19 protein-coding genes are annotated in these 19043 nt (G+C 67.6%); 11 read left to right on the forward strand and 8 right to left on the reverse strand.

The genetic code is table 11. The features are described 5' to 3' along the window. The first annotated feature begins 163 nt into the window (after window positions 1–163). The 8 genes from hutI to ptsP all read left to right on the forward strand — a co-directional run bounded on the left by hutI (window position 164) and on the right by ptsP (window position 9466). Entirely contained in the window at window positions 164–1372 is a 1209-nt protein-coding gene (gene hutI, locus V5734_RS18220) for an imidazolonepropionase (protein WP_347311024.1), read from the forward strand. Between the two features lie 218 nt (window positions 1373–1590). After that, the gene (locus tag V5734_RS18225) at window positions 1591–2883 is read left to right on the forward strand and encodes a 3-deoxy-D-manno-octulosonic acid transferase (protein WP_347311025.1); all 1293 of its coding nucleotides are present in this window, start codon (window positions 1591–1593) and stop codon (window positions 2881–2883) included. Beyond that, window positions 2867–3838 carry a threonine dehydratase gene (locus tag V5734_RS18230; RefSeq protein ID WP_347311026.1) on the forward strand — a complete coding sequence of 324 codons (972 nt, stop codon included), beginning with the start codon at window positions 2867–2869 and terminating at the stop codon, window positions 3836–3838. Before V5734_RS18225 ends, V5734_RS18230 begins: the two co-directional genes overlap by 17 nt. 114 nt (window positions 3839–3952) lie before the next feature. After that, on the forward strand, window positions 3953–4429 hold the full coding sequence (locus V5734_RS18235) for an NUDIX hydrolase (protein WP_347311027.1): 477 nt from the start codon (window positions 3953–3955) through the stop codon (window positions 4427–4429). 50 nt (window positions 4430–4479) lie between these two features. Beyond that, a complete protein-coding gene (locus tag V5734_RS18240; protein ID WP_347311028.1) occupies window positions 4480–4911 on the forward strand; it encodes a DUF1178 family protein in 432 nt (143 codons plus the stop codon). A 98-nt stretch (window positions 4912–5009) separates the two neighbouring features. Then, window positions 5010–5660 (forward strand): SDR family NAD(P)-dependent oxidoreductase, encoded by a 651-nt coding sequence (locus tag V5734_RS18245; protein ID WP_347311029.1) that lies wholly within the window; start codon window positions 5010–5012, stop codon window positions 5658–5660. An 84-nt stretch (window positions 5661–5744) separates the two neighbouring features. Beyond that, complete coding sequence (locus V5734_RS18250) at window positions 5745–7004, forward strand: aspartate kinase (RefSeq protein ID WP_347311030.1); 1260 nt, start codon at window positions 5745–5747, stop codon at window positions 7002–7004. A gap of 215 nt (window positions 7005–7219) precedes the next feature. Continuing rightward, complete coding sequence (gene ptsP, locus V5734_RS18255) at window positions 7220–9466, forward strand: phosphoenolpyruvate--protein phosphotransferase (protein ID WP_347311031.1); 2247 nt, start codon at window positions 7220–7222, stop codon at window positions 9464–9466. Between the two features lie 24 nt (window positions 9467–9490). Here the strand turns inward: ptsP and V5734_RS18260 are convergent, their stop codons facing one another. Next, window positions 9491–10306: an EcsC family protein gene (locus V5734_RS18260; RefSeq protein WP_347311032.1), complete on the reverse strand. Its 816-nt coding sequence runs from the start codon at window positions 10304–10306 to the stop codon at window positions 9491–9493. 44 nt (window positions 10307–10350) lie between these two features. Then, window positions 10351–10836 (reverse strand): GNAT family N-acetyltransferase, encoded by a 486-nt coding sequence (locus tag V5734_RS18265; RefSeq protein WP_347311033.1) that lies wholly within the window; start codon window positions 10834–10836, stop codon window positions 10351–10353. Between the two features lie 77 nt (window positions 10837–10913). Here V5734_RS18265 and V5734_RS18270 point away from each other — a divergent pair, with 77 nt between their 5' ends. Together V5734_RS18270 and V5734_RS18275 are read left to right on the forward strand one after the other, a co-directional pair. Beyond that, the gene (locus V5734_RS18270; RefSeq protein ID WP_347311034.1) at window positions 10914–11498 is read left to right on the forward strand and encodes a flavin reductase family protein; all 585 of its coding nucleotides are present in this window, start codon (window positions 10914–10916) and stop codon (window positions 11496–11498) included. A 24-nt stretch (window positions 11499–11522) separates the two neighbouring features. Then, window positions 11523–12470, forward strand: a complete 948-nt coding sequence (locus V5734_RS18275; RefSeq protein ID WP_347311035.1) for an ornithine cyclodeaminase family protein — start codon at window positions 11523–11525, stop codon at window positions 12468–12470. 40 nt (window positions 12471–12510) lie between these two features. Here V5734_RS18275 and V5734_RS18280 read toward each other — a convergent pair whose 3' ends face one another. From V5734_RS18280 to V5734_RS18295, 4 genes are all read right to left on the reverse strand, one after another. Next, on the reverse strand, window positions 12511–14109 hold the full coding sequence (locus V5734_RS18280) for a SulP family inorganic anion transporter (RefSeq protein WP_347311036.1): 1599 nt from the start codon (window positions 14107–14109) through the stop codon (window positions 12511–12513). 129 nt (window positions 14110–14238) lie between these two features. Then, window positions 14239–14712 (reverse strand): restriction endonuclease, encoded by a 474-nt coding sequence (locus V5734_RS18285; protein ID WP_347311037.1) that lies wholly within the window; start codon window positions 14710–14712, stop codon window positions 14239–14241. Window positions 14713–15440: 728 nt separating this feature from the next. Beyond that, on the reverse strand, window positions 15441–15614 hold the full coding sequence (locus tag V5734_RS18290; RefSeq protein WP_347311038.1) for a hypothetical protein: 174 nt from the start codon (window positions 15612–15614) through the stop codon (window positions 15441–15443). Between the two features lie 30 nt (window positions 15615–15644). Then, the gene (locus tag V5734_RS18295; RefSeq protein WP_347311039.1) at window positions 15645–15833 is read right to left on the reverse strand and encodes a hypothetical protein; all 189 of its coding nucleotides are present in this window, start codon (window positions 15831–15833) and stop codon (window positions 15645–15647) included. 249 nt (window positions 15834–16082) lie between these two features. On the opposite strand from V5734_RS18295, the gene V5734_RS18300 reads away from it, so the two are divergent. Further along, window positions 16083–16616, forward strand: coding sequence for an adenine phosphoribosyltransferase (locus V5734_RS18300; protein ID WP_347311040.1), 534 nt, complete (start codon window positions 16083–16085; stop codon window positions 16614–16616). Between the two features lie 135 nt (window positions 16617–16751). Here V5734_RS18300 and V5734_RS18305 read toward each other — a convergent pair whose 3' ends face one another. Together V5734_RS18305 and V5734_RS18310 are read right to left on the reverse strand one after the other, a co-directional pair. Further along, window positions 16752–18164, reverse strand: a complete 1413-nt coding sequence (locus V5734_RS18305) for an FAD-binding oxidoreductase (RefSeq protein ID WP_347311041.1) — start codon at window positions 18162–18164, stop codon at window positions 16752–16754. Window positions 18165–18203: 39 nt separating this feature from the next. After that, window positions 18204–19022, reverse strand: coding sequence for an MBL fold metallo-hydrolase (locus tag V5734_RS18310; protein ID WP_347311042.1), 819 nt, complete (start codon window positions 19020–19022; stop codon window positions 18204–18206). Window positions 19023–19043 lie beyond the last annotated feature (21 nt).

Here is a 19043-nt window from a genome sequence, read left to right on the forward strand (position 1 = left end):
CGACGGTGCCGGCAATCCTTCGGCTCAGTCCCGCACAACCTTCAGCTGGCCTGACGGCACGTAACGCCCGCTTCGCGAACATCATTCCCCGCCGTTATGTCTAGGCATATTATCCGGACTGACATATGATCGAGTTCTCAACCGTTTTCGCCGGACTCTCCCCATGCGCCAGCCGAATGTCCTTCTCGTGAACTGCCGCGCCGCGACGATGTCCGGCCCCGAACCCTACGGGCTGATCGAGGATGCGGCCGTGGCGCTGACCCCCGACGGCATCCTCTGGGCCGGAGCGGCGGACGAGATCCCCGCCGCGACCGCCGCCTTCCCGCACCACGATCTCGGCGGCCGCCTCGTCACGCCGGCGCTCATCGACTGCCACACGCATCTCGTCCACGGCGGCGACCGCGCGGGCGAGTTCGAGATGCGCCTGAAGGGCGCGAGCTACGAAGAGATCGCCCGCGCCGGCGGCGGCATCGTCTCCACCGTCCGCGCGACACGCGCGGCCAGCGAGGAAGAGCTGATCGCCGCCGCCCTGCCGCGAATCGACGCGCTGATCGCCGAAGGAGTCTCCACGGTCGAGATCAAGTCCGGCTACGGCCTCGATATCGAGACCGAACTCACCATGCTGCGCGCCGCGCGCCGCCTCGCCGCGCTCCGCCCCATCGAGGTCGTGACCAGCTTCCTCGGCGCCCATGCCGTGCCGCCCGAGTACCGGAACCGCGCCGACGCCTATCTCGACGAGGTCTGCCTGCCGACGCTGAAGGCCGCCCATGCCGAGGGCCTCGTCGACGCGGTCGATGGTTTTTGCGAAGGCATCGCCTTCACGCCGGCCCAGATCACCAAGGTCTTCGACGCGGCGAAGGCGCTCGGCCTGCCGGTGAAGCTCCATGCCGAACAGCTCTCCAACCTCGGCAGCGCGGCGCTTGCCGCCCGCTACGGCGCGCTCTCGGCGGATCACCTCGAATATCTCGACGATGCGGGCGTCGTGGCCATGAAGAAGGCCGGCACCGTCGCCGTGATCCTGCCCGGCGCCTTCTACACGCTGCGCGAGACCCAAAGCCCGCCCGTCGGCCTCTTGCGGACGCACGGCGTGCCGATGGCCGTCGCCACCGACCTCAACCCCGGCACCTCGCCCATGAACTCGCTCCTTCTGGCGATGAACATGGCCTGCACGCTCTTTCGCATGACACCGGACGAGGCGCTGGCGGGAACCACGCGCAACGCCGCGCGGGCCCTCGGTCTTTCGGATCGCGGCATGATCGCGCCGGGCTTCCGCGCCGACCTCGCGGTCTGGGATGTCGCGCATCCGGCAGAGCTGTCCTACCGCATCGGTTTCAACGCACTCCACCAGCGCATCATCGGAGGCTGGCTGTGATCGCCCTGATCCCCGGCACCGTGACGCTGGTCGGCATCCAACGCGCGAAGGAGCATGGGCGAACGCTGCCAACGCCCCCCGGCGGCTGAGCGTCTTCGTCACCCGAACAGGCTTGGCGGGTCCGGGACGGCCCCGCCTCGGATCGCCCCCGACAAGGCCCGGGCGCAACCCGGCCCGGCTTGCCGCGCCCCCTCCGCCTGTGCGACATCAGCGGAACCATGATCCTCTATCGCCTGATCCTCTCCCTGCTCCTCTGGCCGTGGCTCGCGCTGCGCCTCTTGTGGCGGTTGTGGACCGGGCGCGGGGACAGGGCGCTGGACGAACGCTGGCTCCTCGACCGACCAGAGCCCGCTCCGGCGCGGCGCATCTGGGTCCATGCGGCCTCGAACGGCGAACTCACCTCGGCCCGCGGCGCGCTCCGCAGCCTTCTCGACCGCGCGTCCGACCTCCGTCTCCTCGTCACCTGCAACACGTCCACGGGCCGCGATCTCGTCGCCGGCTGGGGCGATCCCCGGATCGAGGCGCGCCTCGCCCCGGTCGACCTGCGCCCCGTCCTCAACCGCTTCCTCGACCTCTGGCGCCCCTCCGCCCTCGTCATCGTCGAAAACGAACTCTGGCCGGAGCGTTTGGTGACCTCTGCCGCGCACGGCCTGCCGGTCTTCGTCATCGGCGCGAGGATGAGCGCGCGCAGCCACCGTTTCTGGTCGCGCCTTCCCGGTCTCGCCCGCCGCCTGATGAAGAGCATCACCTGGCTCGCCCCGCAGGACGAAGACTCGCGGACCCGCTTCACCGACCTGGGCCTTGCCCCGGACCGCATCGGACCGGCGATGGTCCTGAAATCCGCCGCCGCCGCGTCAGACGCGGCGCCGCTCCCTTTCCCGCGCGCCCACACGATCCTCGCCGCCTCGACCCACGAGGGCGAGGAAGAGATCGTGCTCGACGCCTTCGCGGCGGCCCGGGCCGACCTGCCCGACCTTCATCTCGTCCTCGCCCCCCGCCATCCCCGCCGTCGCGACGAGGTCGAGGCGGCGATCCGCAAGCACGGCCTCGCCTTCGCCACGCGCTCGCGTGGCGCGGACCCCGAGGCCGGGACGCCGGTCTACCTCGCCGATACGCTGGGCGAGATGGATCGCTGGTATGCCGGTGCCGGGGTCACCTTCGTCGGCGGCTCGCTGATCGACCGGGGCGGGCATACGCCGTTCGAACCGGCCGCCCACGGCTCCGCGATCCTCACCGGACCGCATGTCTCGAACGCCGCGCCGGCCTATGCGGCCCTCATCGCCGCCGGCGGCGCGACCGAGGTGCGCGATGCCGCGAGCCTTGCTACCGCGATCCGCGCCCTCGCCGACCCCGCGCTCCAGGCCAAACAAACCGGGGCCGCCCGCGCGGCGCTCGCGGGCTTTGGCGCCTCGGACGCCATCGACGCATTCCTCGCCGCCCTTGCCGACGCGACCGGGATCGCGGCGCTCGCCCAGACACCGGAAGGACCCGACCATGCAGTTCACGCTTGACGAGCTGGAGGCGGCCGCCCGCCTCGTGCACCAGCACATGGACCCCACGCCGCAATACGAATGGCCGCTGCTCTCCAGCGCGACCGGCGCCGGTGTCTGGGTCAAGCACGAGAACCACGGGCCGATCGGCGCCTTCAAGGCGCGCGGCGCGATCACCTTCATCGACTGGCTCCGCCGCGCCCATCCCGACTGCCCCGGCATCATCACCGCGACGCGCGGCAATCACGGGCAGGCCCAGGCGCGGGCGGCGACCCGTGCCGGGCTGCGCGCCGTCGTCTACGTGCCGAAGGGCAACTCCGTCGAGAAGAACGCCGCGATGCGGGCGTTCGGCGCCGACCTGCGCGAACATGGCGAAGATTTCGACACCGCGAAGGACGAGGCGATGCGCGCAGCGGCGGCGGAAGGTCTCTTCCCGGTCCCGCCCTTCCACCGCGAACTCGTGCGCGGGGTCGCGACCTACGCGCTGGAGTTTTTCCGCGCCGCGCCGCCCCTCGACGCGGTCTATGTACCGATCGGCTGCGGGTCGGGCATCTGCGGCGTGATCGCCGCCCGCGACGCGCTCGGGCTTGCGACCGAGGTGATCGGCGTCGTCTCGGCCGAGGCGGCGGGCGCGAAGCTCTCGGTCGAGGCCGGACGGCTGACCGAGACCAACGCCGCCCGCACCTTCGCCGACGGCATGGCGGTCCGGGTGCCGGTGCAGGCGGCCCTCGACATTTACGGGCCGGGCGCCGCCCGCATCGTCGCGGTCGGCGAGGACGAAATCGCCGCGGCCGTGCGGCTCTGTTTCACCGCGACCCACAATGTCGCCGAAGGCGCGGGCGCGGCCGCGCTCGCCGCGTTGATGCAGGAGAAGGGCGCGATGCGCGGCCGGCGGGTCGGGCTGATCCTGTCGGGCGGAAATATCGACACGGACTGGTTCCGGACCATCCTGTCGGGCGGAACGCCCCGGCCATGACGCTGGAAAATTCCCGGCCGGCATGTTAGATTTTCACTATTCCCACGCAAGAACGGGAAGCAAAGAGCAGGTTTCGACACAGGAGCCGGGCCCATGACGGGTACCGGGCGGCCCATGAAAAAGATGGAAGAAGGCAAGACCGCCCCGACGGAGGCGATGGCACAGAACGCGGCGCTCTGTTTTCGCGTCACCAAGAAACGCGGGGCCGAGGTGCTTTTGGTCACCAGCCGCGACACCGGGCGCTGGGTCATTCCGAAAGGCTGGCCGATGAAGGGCAAGTCCGGCGCGGAATGCGCGCTCCAGGAAGCGTTCGAGGAGGCCGGGGTCGAAGGCCGGCGGGTCGCAGGGATCGTGGGGCTCTTTTCCTATGACAAGGTGATGGACGACAAGTCGCTGCAACCTTGCGTCGTTTCTGTCTACCCGGTCGAGGTCGCACGGCTGAAGGCCAACTTTCCCGAACGCGGCCAGCGCGAACGGCGCTGGATGAGCCCGAAGAAGGCCGCGCGCAAGGTGGCCGAGCCGGAATTGAGAACGATCCTCGCCGGTTTCGATCCCGCGAAACTCGCCGATGCGGATGGCGGAACCGCTTGATTTCGGCGCGGTTCTGCCCACATAGAGCGGGTAGTCCCTAGGATGACGCGATGATCCGCTACGCTTTGACCTGCGCCAACGATCACGGCTTCGAAAGCTGGTTCCAGTCGGCCGAGGCCTTCGACCGCCTCGCCGCCTCCGGCTTGGTCGCCTGCGCCGTCTGCGGGTCGGACAAGGTGGCGAAAACCCTGATGGCGCCGTCAGTGCGCCCCGCGCGCCAGTCGACGGAGCCCGCCGCCAAGCCGCTCACGACCCCGCAGAACCCGGCCGAGATGGCGCTGGCCGCGATGCGGCGCCAGATCGAGGAAAACTCCGACTATGTCGGCATGAACTTCGCCGCCGAGGCCCGCGCGATCCATGACGGCGAGGCGCCGGAACGCTCGATCTACGGCGAGGCGCGGGCGGACGAGGCCCGGAAGCTGATCGAGGACGGCGTGCCCGTGGCACCGCTTCCGTTCCTGCCGGCGCGCAAGACCAACTGACGGCGCCGACTGAAGGAAAGGGGGCCGTCTGCCCCCTCTGCGCGCGGATGCGCGCATTCACCCCCGAGAGTATTTGCCGAACAGAAGAAGGAGAGACCATGCGCATCATCGTCACCGGGGCGAACCGGGGTATCGGCAGGGCGCTCTTCGAGGCGGCGGCGGCGCGGGGCGAGCGGGTCACGGGGACGACGCGCGGGATGCCCGGGGGGCCGGGCTGGCTCCGCCTCGACGTGACGGAGCCGGCATCGGTGCGCGCCTTCGCATCGGCCTTCGGCGACGCGCCTCTCGAACTGCTCGTCTGCAATGCCGGGGTCTATCTCGACAAGGGCGCGGACCTCGCCTCCGGCTACCCGGCCGAGGCCTGGGCCGAAACCTTCGCGGTCAATGTCACCGGCGTCTTCCTGACGGCGCAGGCACTCTTGCCCAATCTCCGCGCGGCGAAGGGAAAGGTTGCGATCATCTCGTCGCGCATGGGCTCGCAGGCGCTCGCGCCTGGCGGAAGTTACATCTACCGCGCCTCCAAGGCGGCGGCGGTCAATATCGGGCGCAACCTCGCCACGGATCTGAAACCGTCGGGCATCGCGGTCGGCATCTATCACCCCGGCTGGGTCCACACCGATCTCGGCGGCGCCGGCGGCGATGTCACGCCGGCCGCGTCCGCCGCCGGGCTCCTGGCCCGGTTCGACGCCCTCTCTCTCGCGACCACGGGCTGCTACGAGGATTGGCGCGGCGCGGCGATTCCGCTTTGATCGCCTCCGTCTCGCCCCTTGCCCTTGGCGCCATCGCCGCATAAGAAGCGCGCGACTTGGACTCGGGCGCGACAGGGGGGCCGGATGCCGCTTCTCGTGATGAAATTCGGCGGCACCTCGGTGGCCGACCTCGACCGCATCGCCAATGCCGCCGCGAAGGTCAAGCGCGAGGTCGAGCGCGGTTACGACGTCATCGTCATCGTCTCGGCCATGTCCGGCAAGACCAACGAACTCGTCGGCTGGGTCGAGACGACCTCGCACCTTTACGATGCGCGCGAATACGACGCGGTCGTGGCCTCGGGTGAAAATGTGACCGCGGGCCTCATGGCCCTCAGGCTGCAGGAAATGGGCGTGCCCGCGCGCAGCTGGCAAGGCTGGCAGGTGCCGATCCGGACGACATCGGCCCATTCCGCCGCCCGCTTCGTCGACATCCCGCGCACCAATATCGATGCCAAGTTCGCCGAAGGTTTCAAGGTCGCCGTCGTCGCGGGCTTTCAGGGCGTTTCCGACGAGGGCCGCATCACCACGCTCGGGCGGGGCGGGTCCGACACGACGGCCGTCGCCTTCGCCGCCGCCTTCGGCGCAGAACGCTGCGACATCTACACCGACGTGGATGGCATCTACACGACCGATCCGCGCATCACCGACAAGGCCCGCAAGCTCGACAGGATCGCCTTCGAGGAGATGCTGGAGCTTGCCTCGCTCGGCGCGAAGGTGCTGCAAACCCGCTCGGTCGAGCTCGCCATGCGCTACAAGGTGCGCCTGCGGGTGCTATCCTCGTTCGAGGATACCGACGACAACTCCGGAACCCTGGTCTGCGACGAGGAGGAAATCATGGAATCGAAAGCCGTCTCTGGTGTCGCCTACAGCCGCGACGAAGCCAAGATCACGCTGGTGACGGTCGAGGACCGCCCCGGCATCGCCGCCGCGATCTTCGGCCCCCTCGCCGAAGCCGGAATCAACGTCGACATGATCGTCCAGAACATTTCGGAAAAGGACTACGAGGGCCACACCGTCGCCGTCACCGACATGACCTTCTCGTGCCCGGTCAATCAGGTCGCCCGCGCGAAGAAGGCGATGGAAGATGCCCGCGCCGCCGGAACGATCAATTATGACGATCTGGTCGTCGATACCGAGGTCGCCAAGGTTTCTGTCGTCGGCATCGGCATGCGTTCGCAATCCGGCGTGGCCTCGAAGATGTTCAAGGCGCTCGCGGCCGAGAACATCAACATCAAGGTCATTGCAACGTCCGAAATCAAGGTCTCGGTCCTGATCGACCGGAAGTACCTGGAGCTTGCCGTGCAGGCGCTTCATGACGCCTTCGGTCTCGACAAGGCCGCCTGAGAGGACCGCCCTCTTACGGCGCCCGGGACGGGCACCGGCGTGGCCGGACGGTCGTTTATTTCATGCTGCCGAACTTTTGGACGGATTGCCGTCCCGATCAGCCCCGAGGGAATCCGCAGGTCCGCCTTACTCAAAAACAATTCACTCGGCGCCCGGCTTGTGGTCTACACAGGGCCACAGGGGCGCCGCCACAGCGAAAGATATCCGGACGACACATGGCCGAACGGAGCGAAAGTGAAAGCCGCAAGCTGCTCCGCCGCTTGCGCGACCTGCTCGCCGAACCCGGCGCGGGCCAGGAGCGGCTTGACCGCATCACGCATATCATCGCCGACTCGATGCATTGCGAGGTCTGTTCGATCTACCTCTTCCGCGACGACGACACGCTGGAATTGTGCGCGACCGAGGGCCTGAAGAAGGAATCGGTGCACAAGACCCGGATGCGGATCGGCGAGGGCCTGGTCGGCCGCGTCGCCAAGACCTCGTCCCCGGTCAATACCGGCGACGCCCCCGCCGAAAAGGGGTTCCGCTACATGCCGGAAACCGGGGAGGAGATCTATTCCTCCTTCCTCGGCGTGCCGATCCAGCGGCTGGGCGAAAAGCTCGGCGTTGTCGTCGTCCAGTCGAAGAGCGCCCGCCAGTTCTCCGACGACGAGGTCTATGCGCTCGAAGTCGTGGCGATGGTGCTGGCCGAGATGACCGAACTCGGCGCCTTCGTCGGAGAGGGGGAGGCGCTGTCGGCGCTGCACCAGCAGCCGGTTCTCTACCGTGGCGCCACCGGGCAGGAAGGCTCGGCCGAGGGCCGCGTCTGGCTGCACGAGCCGCGCGTCGTGATCACCAACCTGGTGGGCGACGACCCGAAGAAGGAACTTGCCCGTCTCAATGCCGCGGTCGACCAGCTTCGCCTCTCGGTCGACGCGATGCTGACCATGACCGACGGACAGGACAAGGAACAGAGCCAGGTTCTCGAAGCCTACCGGATGTTCGCCAATTCCCGCGGCTGGATGCGGCGCATGGAAGAGGACATCGCCCGCGGCCTGTCGGCCGAGGCGGCGGTGGAAAAGGAACAGTCGGCCGCCCGCGCGCGCCTGGAGACCGTGCCCGACCCCTATCTCCGCGACCGGCTCCATGACCTTGACGACCTGTCGAACCGGCTTTTGCGCATTCTCACGGGACAAGGGGCCGATACCGGGGCCGAGATGCCCGACAACCCGATCCTCGTCGCGCGCAATATCGGCCCGGCAGAGCTTCTGGACTATGGCCGCAAGCTCAAGGGCGTGGTGCTGGAGGAAGGGTCCGTCGGCTCCCACGCCGCCATCGTCGCCCGCGCGCTCGTCATCCCGCTCGTCATCCATGCCGACCGGATCACGACCGAGGCGCTGAACGGCGACCACATCCTCGTCGACGGCGATCAGGGCATCGTGCACCTGCGGCCCGAAGACACCGTTGCGGCCGCCTTCCGCGACAAGATCGCGATGCAGGCCGCCGCGCAGACCCGCTACGCCAGCTTACGCGACCTGCCCGCGACCGCGAAATGCGGCACCACGATCGCGCTTCACATGAATGCCGGGCTGATGGCCGACCTGCCGTCGCTGGTGGGCTCCGGGGCCGAGGGCGTGGGGCTGTTCCGCACCGAACTGCAGTTCCTCATCCGCAGCCACGTTCCGAAGCGCGCCGAACTGGCCACGATCTATTCAAGCGTGATGGACGCCGCGAAGGGCAAGCGCGTGGCGTTCCGCACGCTCGACATCGGGTCGGACAAGGTCCTGCCCTACATGAAGCGGGTGGACGAGCCGAACCCGGCGATGGGCTGGCGCGCGATCCGCGTCGGCCTCGACAAGCCCGGCGTCATGCGGATGCAGCTTCAGGCGCTGATCCGGGCCGCGAACGGCCGGCCCCTGACGGTCATGTTCCCCTTCGTGGCCGAGATGGACGAGTTCCGCCGCGCCCGCCAGATGCTTCTCGACGCGATCCAGCGCGAACGCCAGCTCGGCCGCATCCTGCCCAGCGCGCTTGAGATCGGCGCGATGCTGGAAACGCCCTCGCTCGCCTATGCGCCGAAGGCGTTCTTCGAGCTTTGCGACTTCATCTCCATCGGCGGCAACGACCTCAAGCAGTTCTTCTTCGCCGCCGATCGGGAAAACGAACAGGTCCGCCGCCGCTACGACCTCCTCAACACGAGCTTCCTGTGCTTCATCTCGCACATCGTCGCCCGCTGCGCGGAGACCCGCACGCCGCTGTCATTCTGCGGCGAGGATGCCGGCCGGCCGGTCGAGGCGCTCTGCCTCGCGGCCCTCGGCGTCCGGACGCTCTCCATGCGCCCGGCCTCGATCGGTCCGGTCAAGCACCTGATCCGGCGTGTCGACCTGACAGAGTTGCGGCAGGTGATCGACGCGGATTGCGCCGAAGGCTCCCTGAACGTCCGGGCCGCGGTCATGGACTGGCTCGCCCGGCAGGATATCTGACCAGACGCGCCGGCCCGCCGTCGCTCAGTCGCCGACAGGCCGCGCCAGCGCCGCGCGAAACTCGGTTTCGATCGCTTCGGCGCCGTGCTGCCGTTCGAGCCGCATCAACCCGAAGCGCACATGCGCCATGTCGCGGTAATACCCCAGGAATGCGAGGTTGATCCCCGCGCCCGCCGCCGCGCCGAGAACCGGCACGGCCTGGCTCGCCAGCTTGCGGCCGAGAACGGCGGCGAGTGCCGGCGCGACCTTCTGGATCACCGCCTGGACGGTCGCCCCGTTCATCGCCATCCGCGCGCCCAGGAAGCTCGTGTTGACCCCGTCGTCATCCGCCAGCGGGCCGCCCGCCCCGAAGATTTCGAGGCAGGTCAACCGCGTCGCGTCAGCGCGCGGGTCGAAGCCATGCTGGCCCGCCACCTTCTGCATCGCCGAGAAGAATAGCGTGACCGTTGCCGGCAGCTCGATCACGGCCGAGCCGATCCCGCCGAAGCCGCCGAGTGCGCCGCCGGTGGCCACCGCGACATGGTGGCCCCATGCACCCACATCCGGCGCGCGGGGATGAGCGCCGACCACGCCGGCCGTCCGGTAGGCGCGCTCCAGAAGCTCCGCCGTCCCGCTGTCGAGCACCCGACGCACCCCGAGCGGCAGCGCGGCAAGCCGGGTTTCGATCCCGCCGCCGACCCGGTTCATCACCCGCATCACCGGGCCGTTCGCGCGGGCAAGACGCCGCGCCAGCGCCGCGATCTCGGCCTGGACCTCGGGGGGCAGCACGCCCCCCGGACTGCCTTTGGCCGCGACCGACGTGGCCGGGTCGGGCACGGGAAGGTTCGAAACCTCTGTCATGCTGGAAAGATAAGTACTGCCGCGCGGCGCTGCAATCTGGCGGCTCACGCCGCCTTTTCGACCGGCCCCGTCACACCGTCCCACGCACCGGGCCTGAGCGCGAGGCCGAGAACCCGCTCCGGGTTGGTCGGCGGCGGCATCTCGACCCCGTCGAGCTTCTTGAAGCCGAACCGCCGGTAATAGGGCGCGTCGCCCACCAGCAGCACCCGCTCCCAGCCGATCCGCGCCGCCTCGGCGAGGCTTTCGCGGATGAGAAGGCCGCCCAGCCCTTCGCCCTGCCGGGTCGGATGGACCGCCACGGGACCGAGAAGCAGGATGCGCTTGCCCGCCACCTGGGCCGGCCAGTAGCGGATCACGGCGGCGAGGATACCGTCGCCATCGCGCAGCACATGGCAGAGGTCCTTCACCTTCGGCACCCCGTCGCGAAGACGGTAGGACGAAAGCGCCGTCCGCCCCGGCGCGAAGCAGAGGTCATAGAGCGCCTCGACCTCCCACCAGTCGGCCTCGGTCTCCTCCTCGAGCCTGTACAAGCGCCGTTCCCCTTCGAATCCGCTGGAATTCGCCCCTAACATGGGGGCAGGATCGGTTCAAACCGAATGAGAGGCTCATGTTCTACCGACCCGAAGAAGGCCACGGCCTGCCGCACAACCCCTTCAACGCGGTCATCAACCCCCGCCCCATCGCCTGGGTCGGCACGCGCGGGAGCGAAGGCGACAACCTCGCGCCCTATTCCTTCTTCAACGGCGTCGCCTATACCCCGCCGCAGGTCATGTTCTCCTCCACCGCGCGCAAGGATTCGCTGCGAAACATCGAGGAAACCGGCGTCTTTTCCGTCTCGACCGTTGAATACGCCGCGCGCGACAAGATGAACCTGACCTCGGGCGCCTACCCGCCCGGCACCGACGAATTCGTGCTCGCCGGCGTGGCCAAGGCCGAATGCCGGACGATCCCCTGCCCCCGCGTCGCCGACGCCCCCGCCTGTTTCGAATGCGAGGTCGTGCAGATCGTGCGGCTTCGCGGCGACAACAACCACCTCGTCATCGGCGAGGTGAAGGGCATTCACTTACGCGACGACTGTCTTGTCGAAGGCCGCTTCGACGTCACCCGCTTCCAGCCCCTCGCCCGCGGCGGCTACCGCGATTATTCCGTCGTGACCGAGGTTTTCGAGATGATCCGGCCGAGCGAGAAGTAGGCCGCCCGATTGAAAGACGATGCGATGACAGGCACCGACCAACCGCTCTACCTGTCCGATACACAGCTCGAAGCGCTCGACATCCAGCCGTCCGAGGTCGCTGATGCGATCGAGGCCGCGCTGATTGCCAAGGCCGAAGGGCGGCTCCATACCGCGCCGAAGACGGCCATCCTGCCCGGCGGCGGACGCTACGCGATGTCCACGCTCGCGGTTGGTGACGACGGCTTCATCGTGGTCAAGCAGGTCACGGTCTGTCCGGAAAACCCCGGCCGGGGCCTTCCCGCGATCAACGGGGCCATCATGGTCCTCGACGCCCGGACCGGGCTCTTACGGGCCGTTCTGGGGGCGAACTGGATCACAGCCGTCCGGACCGCGGCCTTGTCGGCGGTCGCGGCCCGCCGCCTTGCGGATCCCGGTGCCGAGACGGTGGCCTTCGTCGGGACAGGCGTACAGGCCCATTCCCATCTTGACGCCTTCGCGGACCTCTTCGCCCTGAAACACATCCGGGCATACGGACGCGGGCGGGCCAATATCGACAAGCTCTGCCGGCACGCGCGCGCGATCGGTCTCGAGGCCGAGGTCTGCGCCCGCCCCGAAGACGCCTTGCGCGACGCCGATCTCGTGGTGTCGTCCGTCACCCTCGACTACACGATCGACCCCTTCCTCGACGCCCGCTGGCTGAAGCCGACGGCCTTCGCCGCGATCACCGATGCCTGCCTTCCCTGGATCCCCGACAGCATGACCGCCTTCGGAACCGTCATCGTGGACGACCGTCGGCAGGAGGCCGAAAGCGACAAGCCGATGCTTCCCTACGATCAGATCACGGGGGATCTGACGGACCTGGTTTCAGGATCGGTCGACGTCGGACCGTGCGGACGACCGGCGGCCTTTGCGTTCAGGGGCATATCCCTCGGGGACTACGCCGCAGCGGTTCTCGCGGTCAACCGGGCCGGGAACCGCGACACGACGTGAAGGCCCCGCGCCCGGAGCGCGGAAATCGGCGCCGGCCGCCTCAATGCCCCCCGAACAGCCCGCCGCGCACGGTGTAGTCCGCCGCCAGCGCATAGTCCGGGTCGTCGGCGCTGTCTTCCATCAGTTGCCCGGCGCGCTGCAACAACTGGTGGCAGTCGCGGCTGAGGTGGCGCAGGACCAGCGTCTTGCCAAGCGCGTCATACCGCGCGGCCAGCGCCTCGATCGCGGCCAGCGCCGACTGGTCCGCGACCCGGCTCTGGGCGAAATCGACGACGACCCGCTCGGGGTCCGCCTCGGGCGCGAACAGCTCGGCGAATCCCGCCGCCGACCCGAAGAACAAGGGCCCCTCGACCGCATAGACCCTGGCTCCGTCCTCTCCCACCGTCACCCGCGCATGGATGCGCCGCGCGTTCTGCCAGGCATAGGCGAGTGCAGAGATGATGACGCCCGCCACCACCGCCGTGGCGAGATCCGTCGCCACCGTCACCGCCGTGACCAGCACGATCACCACCGCATCGGTGCGCGGCACCCGCAAGAGAACGCGGAAGCTCTGCCAGGCGAAGGTGCCGATCACCACCATCAGCATCACGCCGACGAGCGCCGCCACCGGCACCTGCTCGATCAGGGGCGCCGCGAAGAGGATGAAGGACAGCAGGAACAAAGCCGCCGCCACCGCCGCGACCCGTGTGCGCCCGCCCGAGGTGACGTTGATCATCGACTGGCCGATCATCGCGCAGCCGCCCATGCCGCCGAAGAATCCGGTCACGGTGTTGGCCACGCCTTGCGCCACGCATTCCTGGCTCGCGCCGCCGCGCTTGCCGGTGATCTCGCCGACGAGGTTCAGCGTCAGCAGGCTCTCGATCAACCCGATCGCGGCAAGGATGACCGCATAGGGAAGGATGATCCTCAGCGTCCCGAAGGTGACGGGCACCGAGGGGATTCCGAATTCCGGCAGGCTCCCCCTGATCGAGGCGAGGTCGCCCACCCGCGGCACCTCGATCCCGAAACCGATGACCAGCGCCGCCACCACCGCGATCCCGGCCAGGGGCGCCGGCACCGCGCGGGTGATCCGCGGCATCACCCAGATCACCGCCATCGTCGCCGCCGTCAGCGCCAGCATCAGCGCGAGCGTTCCCCCTGCCATCCAGTGATGCGCCCCGTCCGGGCCCGCGATGCGGAAATGCTCGAGCTGCGCCAGCCCGATCACGATGGCGAGGCCGTTGACGAAGCCGAGCATCACCGGATGCGGCACGAGGCGGATGAACTTCCCCAACCTCAGAACCCCCGCCGCGATCTGGATCAGCCCCATCAGGATCACCGTCGCGAAAAGGTATTCGACCCCGTGATCCGCCACCAGCGACACCATCACCACCGCCAAGGCCCCCGTCGCGCCCGAGATCATCCCCGGCCGCCCCCCGATCAGCGCGGTGATGAGCCCGACCATGAAGGCCGCATGCAGCCCCACCATCGGATGCACCCCCGCCACGAAGGCAAAGGCCACCGCCTCGGGCACCAGTGCCAGCGCCACCGTGAGCCCCGACAAAAGCTCGGTCCGCAAGGCACCGAGCGACATCGGGAAAGCCGGCGCATGGGGCGGCGAGACGGCGGCGGCGGCAGCCGCCAGCACGGATCGGGACATCGGAACCTCGGGGATTGTCTGGTCGGACCGTCCCCTTAACGGCATTTCTCCGGCCGCGAAACCCGAAAGCCCCGTGGTGAACGCATGACTGTTGCCCGCCTGCGCCGATATACCGAAAACGACAGGCGGTCAGAGGTCCAGTTTCCCCTGCGCGCCCTTATCCTCTTCCCGCGCGGCCTTCTTGAACGTGTCGGACCGGCGCAGCGGAATCTGCACCGCGCGGTCGCGCAGGCGCAGCGCCTCTTCCACCGTCACGATCTGCACGCGCGGCACCGGGGCGGCGTCATCGGACTCATACTGACCGGCGGCGGCGGCCTCGGCCACCATGGGCTTGGTCGGTTCGGTCAGCGTCAGGAACACGCCGGTCTCGGCCTTCTCGCGCTCGATCACGCCGCGCAGGTCGCGGATCATCGCGACCGAGACATTGTCGCCCGCCTTGACGGAGACCAAGGCGCGGCTTGTCTTGCCGAAATAGATATTGCCGTCGATCCCCTTGTCGGCGCCCTTTTTCGACAGGTTGCCGGGCTGCGCGTTGATGAGGGAAAGAGCCCATTTCTCGAACTCGAAATAATAGTTCTTGTCGGTCCGGCCCCGGTTGGCCATGTCCCGCGCCCCGGCAAGGTCCTGCGGCACGCCGTGGGTGGTGAATTGAACCTTCGGGAAGGCGTCGCGCAGCCGCTTTTCGATCAGGCCGATGGCGAGGTGGGTGACGTCGATGCCGACCCACTGGCGGCCCAGCTTCTCGGCGGCATGGACGGTGGTGCCGCAGCAGCAGAACGGGTAGAGGACAACGTCATTGGATTATTGGGTTGTGGAAGTTGACCGCACATACGGTGACTGAAATAAGAACCGCGTTATTAATTACAAGAACAAGCGACTTAGGAATCATATGAACCGATGGATAAGACGGGCTGCAGCTCTCAGTATAGTTGGTTTTGCATCATACTATTCATACGATTTTTTTCGTGCCGGGTTCATGAGTCTTCCTGAGCTTCCAGTGGGGGCTTATACTCTCTCCTTCAGGAACGGCTTTAGGGCGATCGTCTTGGATGCTGACGTTCCAGATATGTCTGGCGATGATGCACCGAGGTATTTTAGGTCCCTCTCAGTAGCAAATCGAGAACGCAAATACCTCGGCTTTCCGTTTGAGGTTCAACCGTGGTTCAAGGATGTCTGGTCGTGGTGCGATCCGCCAACCGTAGAAGAGACAGCCGAACTTGAGCAGATGTCGGACGACTTTAAGCGCACTGTCGCGAATGCACGTTTCGAAGCTGTCTGTCGAATTGATGTGGACGACAGTAAAGTCATACGCGGCCTGATCTTTTCAGTTCCTAGGCTCTAACTTCGCAGTGCAGGTAAAGGCTCCCGGTCGGCTTCAGCACCCGGTGCAGTTCGATCAGCCGCACCGCTATCATGGCGAGATAGGCCATCATGTCGTTCTCGCCCAGGAACGACCGCATCGCGCGCAGCATCTCGGCCGCCGCCCCGTTGCCCGACCGCAGCACGTCTTGGAACGCCGCTTCCGCTGAGTCGTTCTAGTGCCAGGTGCCGTCGAAGGCCTCGGTCTGGGCGGCGGACTCGTTGCCCGACGGCCCCTTGAACAGGACGTTGTAGGAGGCGTTCGAATTGAAGGGCGGGTCGAGGTAGATCAGGTCCACGCTCTCGTCCCGGATGCTGTCGCGCAGCACCTTCAGGTTGTCGCCGTAGTAAAGGTGATTGCTCATCGGCCTGCCCGCCCCTGTCCGGTCGCGCCCAGTCGCGCTCTTATTGGTTGAAAAGACCTTAACCGCTTTGCCGCCGCAGACAAGCGGAACCGGCCCGGCGCCGCACCGTGAACGCCCCGCACGCTCTGTAGCTACGGAAAACCTACGAGGCTCCTACGCGGTCCCTACGGCAAACCGACGCCCCGGAGCGGGTTTGCGGGGCCCTGTCCCCATGCTACCAACCCTTCGGAACGACCGACCGGGGGCCCCATGCAGAAGACCGTCAAGGACTACATCCGCACGATTCCCGACTTCCCGCACGAGGGGATCCTGTTCCGCGACGTGACCACGCTTTTCGCCGATGCGCGCGGGTTCCGGATGGCCATCGACCAGCTTCTGCACCCCTATGCGGGGATGAAAATCGACAAGGTCGTGGGGCTCGAGGCGCGGGGGTTCATCCTCGGCGGGGCCATCGCGCATCAGTTGACCAAGGGCTTCGTGCCGATCCGCAAGAAGGGCAAGCTGCCGGGCGCGGTGATCTCGCAAGCCTACAAGCTCGAATATGGCGAGGCGGTGATGGAGGTCCATGACGACGCGCTTCAGCCGGGCGAAAAAGTGTTGATTGTCGATGACTTGCTGGCCACGGGCGGGACCTGCGAGGCGGGGATCAGGCTTTGCGAACGGCTCGGGGCAGAGGTCGTCGGCTGCGCCTTCGTCGTCGACCTGCCAGAACTGGGCGGGCGAAAGCTCCTGGAGGCGCTCGGGATGAATGTGCATGTCTTGTGCGAATTCGAGGGGGCATGAGCACGGATTTAACGCGGCGGTAAGGATTCGCGCCTAGACGTGACCCTGTCCGGTTCGTCCGGACCATGCTTGCAACATGTGAAACGGTTCATTGCTCCTGCCCCGCCGGTCGCTCCAACCGGCGGGGTTTCCCGTTCAGCCCCGCAGAACCGCGCCGGGATTGAGGATGCCCAAGGGGTCGAGCGCCGCCTTCAGCGCCCGCATCGCGGCCAGTTTCGCAGGGTCGCCGTAGCGCTCGAGATCCCCGACCTTGGCCCTCCCGATGCCATGTTCGGCGCTGACCGAACCGCCAAGTTCGTGAACGAGATCATGGACGACGCGCGTGATCTCACCGGCCTTGCCGGCATGGTCGGCGGCCCGGCCGCCTTTCGGCGGGAAGACGTTGTAATGCAGGTTGCCGTCGCCGAGATGGCCGAAACAGTTGATCCGAAACGGCCCGAGCGCCGCGACCGCCGGTCCCGCGCGGTCGAGGAACCCCGCGATTTCGCTGAGCGGCAGGGAGATGTCGTGCGACACCACCGCGCCGATACGCCGGTTGCCCTCGGGCAGGTTCTCTCGCAGGTCCCAGAGCGCCCGGCGCTGACCCTCGCCGGACGCGATCACCGCATCAACGACCAGGGCCTCTGCCTCGGCCGCCTCGTAGATCTCGCCCAGAACCGTCTCGGGATCGAGACCGGGTGGCAGGCCGATCTCGGCCAGAACCGACCATTCGGGACGGTCGGCGAAGGGTTGACGCAGCTCCGGCATGGTTTCGTCGAGGAATCTCAGCCCCTGCCCGCTGATCAGCTCGAAGCTCGTCACGTTGCCGCCAGTCCGCTCCTGCGCGATCGTCAGAAGCCGCAACGCCGCCGCCGGACCCGCGACCGCCAACATTGCGGTCCCCACCCCGGCGGGGCGCGGGAAGAGCCTGAGCGTCGCGGCGATGATCACCCCGAGCGTGCCTTCGGAGCCGATGAGCAAGTCCTTCAGATCGTAGCCGGTATTGTCCTTCCTGAGCCGCTTCAGCCCGTGAAAGACCGAACCATCGGCCAGCACCGCCTCCACCCCGAGGCAAAGCTCGCGCGCATTTCCGTAGCGCAGGACCGCGACGCCGCCGGCATTGGTGGCAAGATTGCCGCCGATCCGCGCCGTGCCTTCCGAGGCGAGCGACAGCGGAAAAAGCCGCCCCGCGCCCTCCGCCGCGGCCTGCGCGTCGGCCAGCGTCATGCCGGCCTCGGCGATCATCAGCCCCTCTTCGGGCCAGATGCCGCGCAAGGCCGCCATGCGTTCCAGCGACAGGATGAGTGGTGCGGGCCCTTCGGGCATGACCTGCCCGAGAACCAGCCCGGTGCCACCGCCCCAAGGGATGAGTCCGACCCGTTCGGCCGCACAGGTGCGCACGATCTCCGCCACCTCGGCGGTCGAGCGGGGCCGCGCGAGAAGCGCCGCCGGTGTTGCCGCCCTGCGGCGCGGTTCCTCAAGGTATCGCGGTTCGGCGGGGCCGATCGTGCCCTCCGGAAGGCGGGCGGCGAGCGTTTCGGCGAAAGCGGCATCTGCGGGGTTCAGCATGGCCCGATGAAGCACGGTGGGCGCGCGGCCCGCAAGGGGTCAATCGAGCCCCTGCGGCGCAAGTGCGATCACGGTGGGCCGGGACGGGAGCGTACGAAGCGAGATCTCGATCCCACTTTCGCGCCGGATGTCGATGACGAACTCCTCCTCCATGCCGCGCAGGAACCGCGCGAGCCCCTCCGGCCCGAACCAGTGCATCGGCAGGACGATGGAGGAGCGCAGGCGCTTCAGGACCCGGATCATCGTCGGCAAGTCGAGGGTCATGCCTCCATCGACCGGCGCCATAACCACGTCGAGCCGGCCAAGGGCCGCGTATTGCTCCGGTGTCGGTTCATGATGGAGATGGCCGAGATGGCCGATGCAGAGACCCGCGACCTCGAAGACGAAGATCGAATTGCCAGAGGGCTCGACAGTGCCGGCGAACCCCCGGATATCAGTCGGGACGTTGCGGATCAGCATCTCGCCAAGGTCGAGATGATGGTCCGCAGGTTCGCCTGTATAATCCCAGCCCTGAAGCACATGCGCAATGCGCTCGTCGGGCGCGGAGGTCCAGTGCGAGGAATGGGCGTGGTTCATCGTCACCACGTCCGGCACCACGTCGGCGGCACCGAGGATCCCGGTGTAATCGGTCGCGACGGAGAGGCCGCCGGAGGTCTCGATGAAATAGGTCGAATGCCCGACATAGGAGAGCCGGACAGTCTCTTCCGGCAACGGATAGCCCCAGCCCGCGCGCCAGATCATCTCGATCCCCGGCGCAGCATCTGCGATGGCGATGCAGTGGCTTGGTGTGCGGGTCTGCGCAGTCGCTGGTGCAGCAAGCCCGAGGAGCATCGTGCAGCAAAGGATGCGGACGAACATCGGCGTCACCTCCACTGGCAA

The sequence above is a fragment of the Defluviimonas sp. SAOS-178_SWC genome, from assembly GCF_039830135.1.
Lineage (GTDB): Bacteria > Pseudomonadota > Alphaproteobacteria > Rhodobacterales > Rhodobacteraceae > Albidovulum.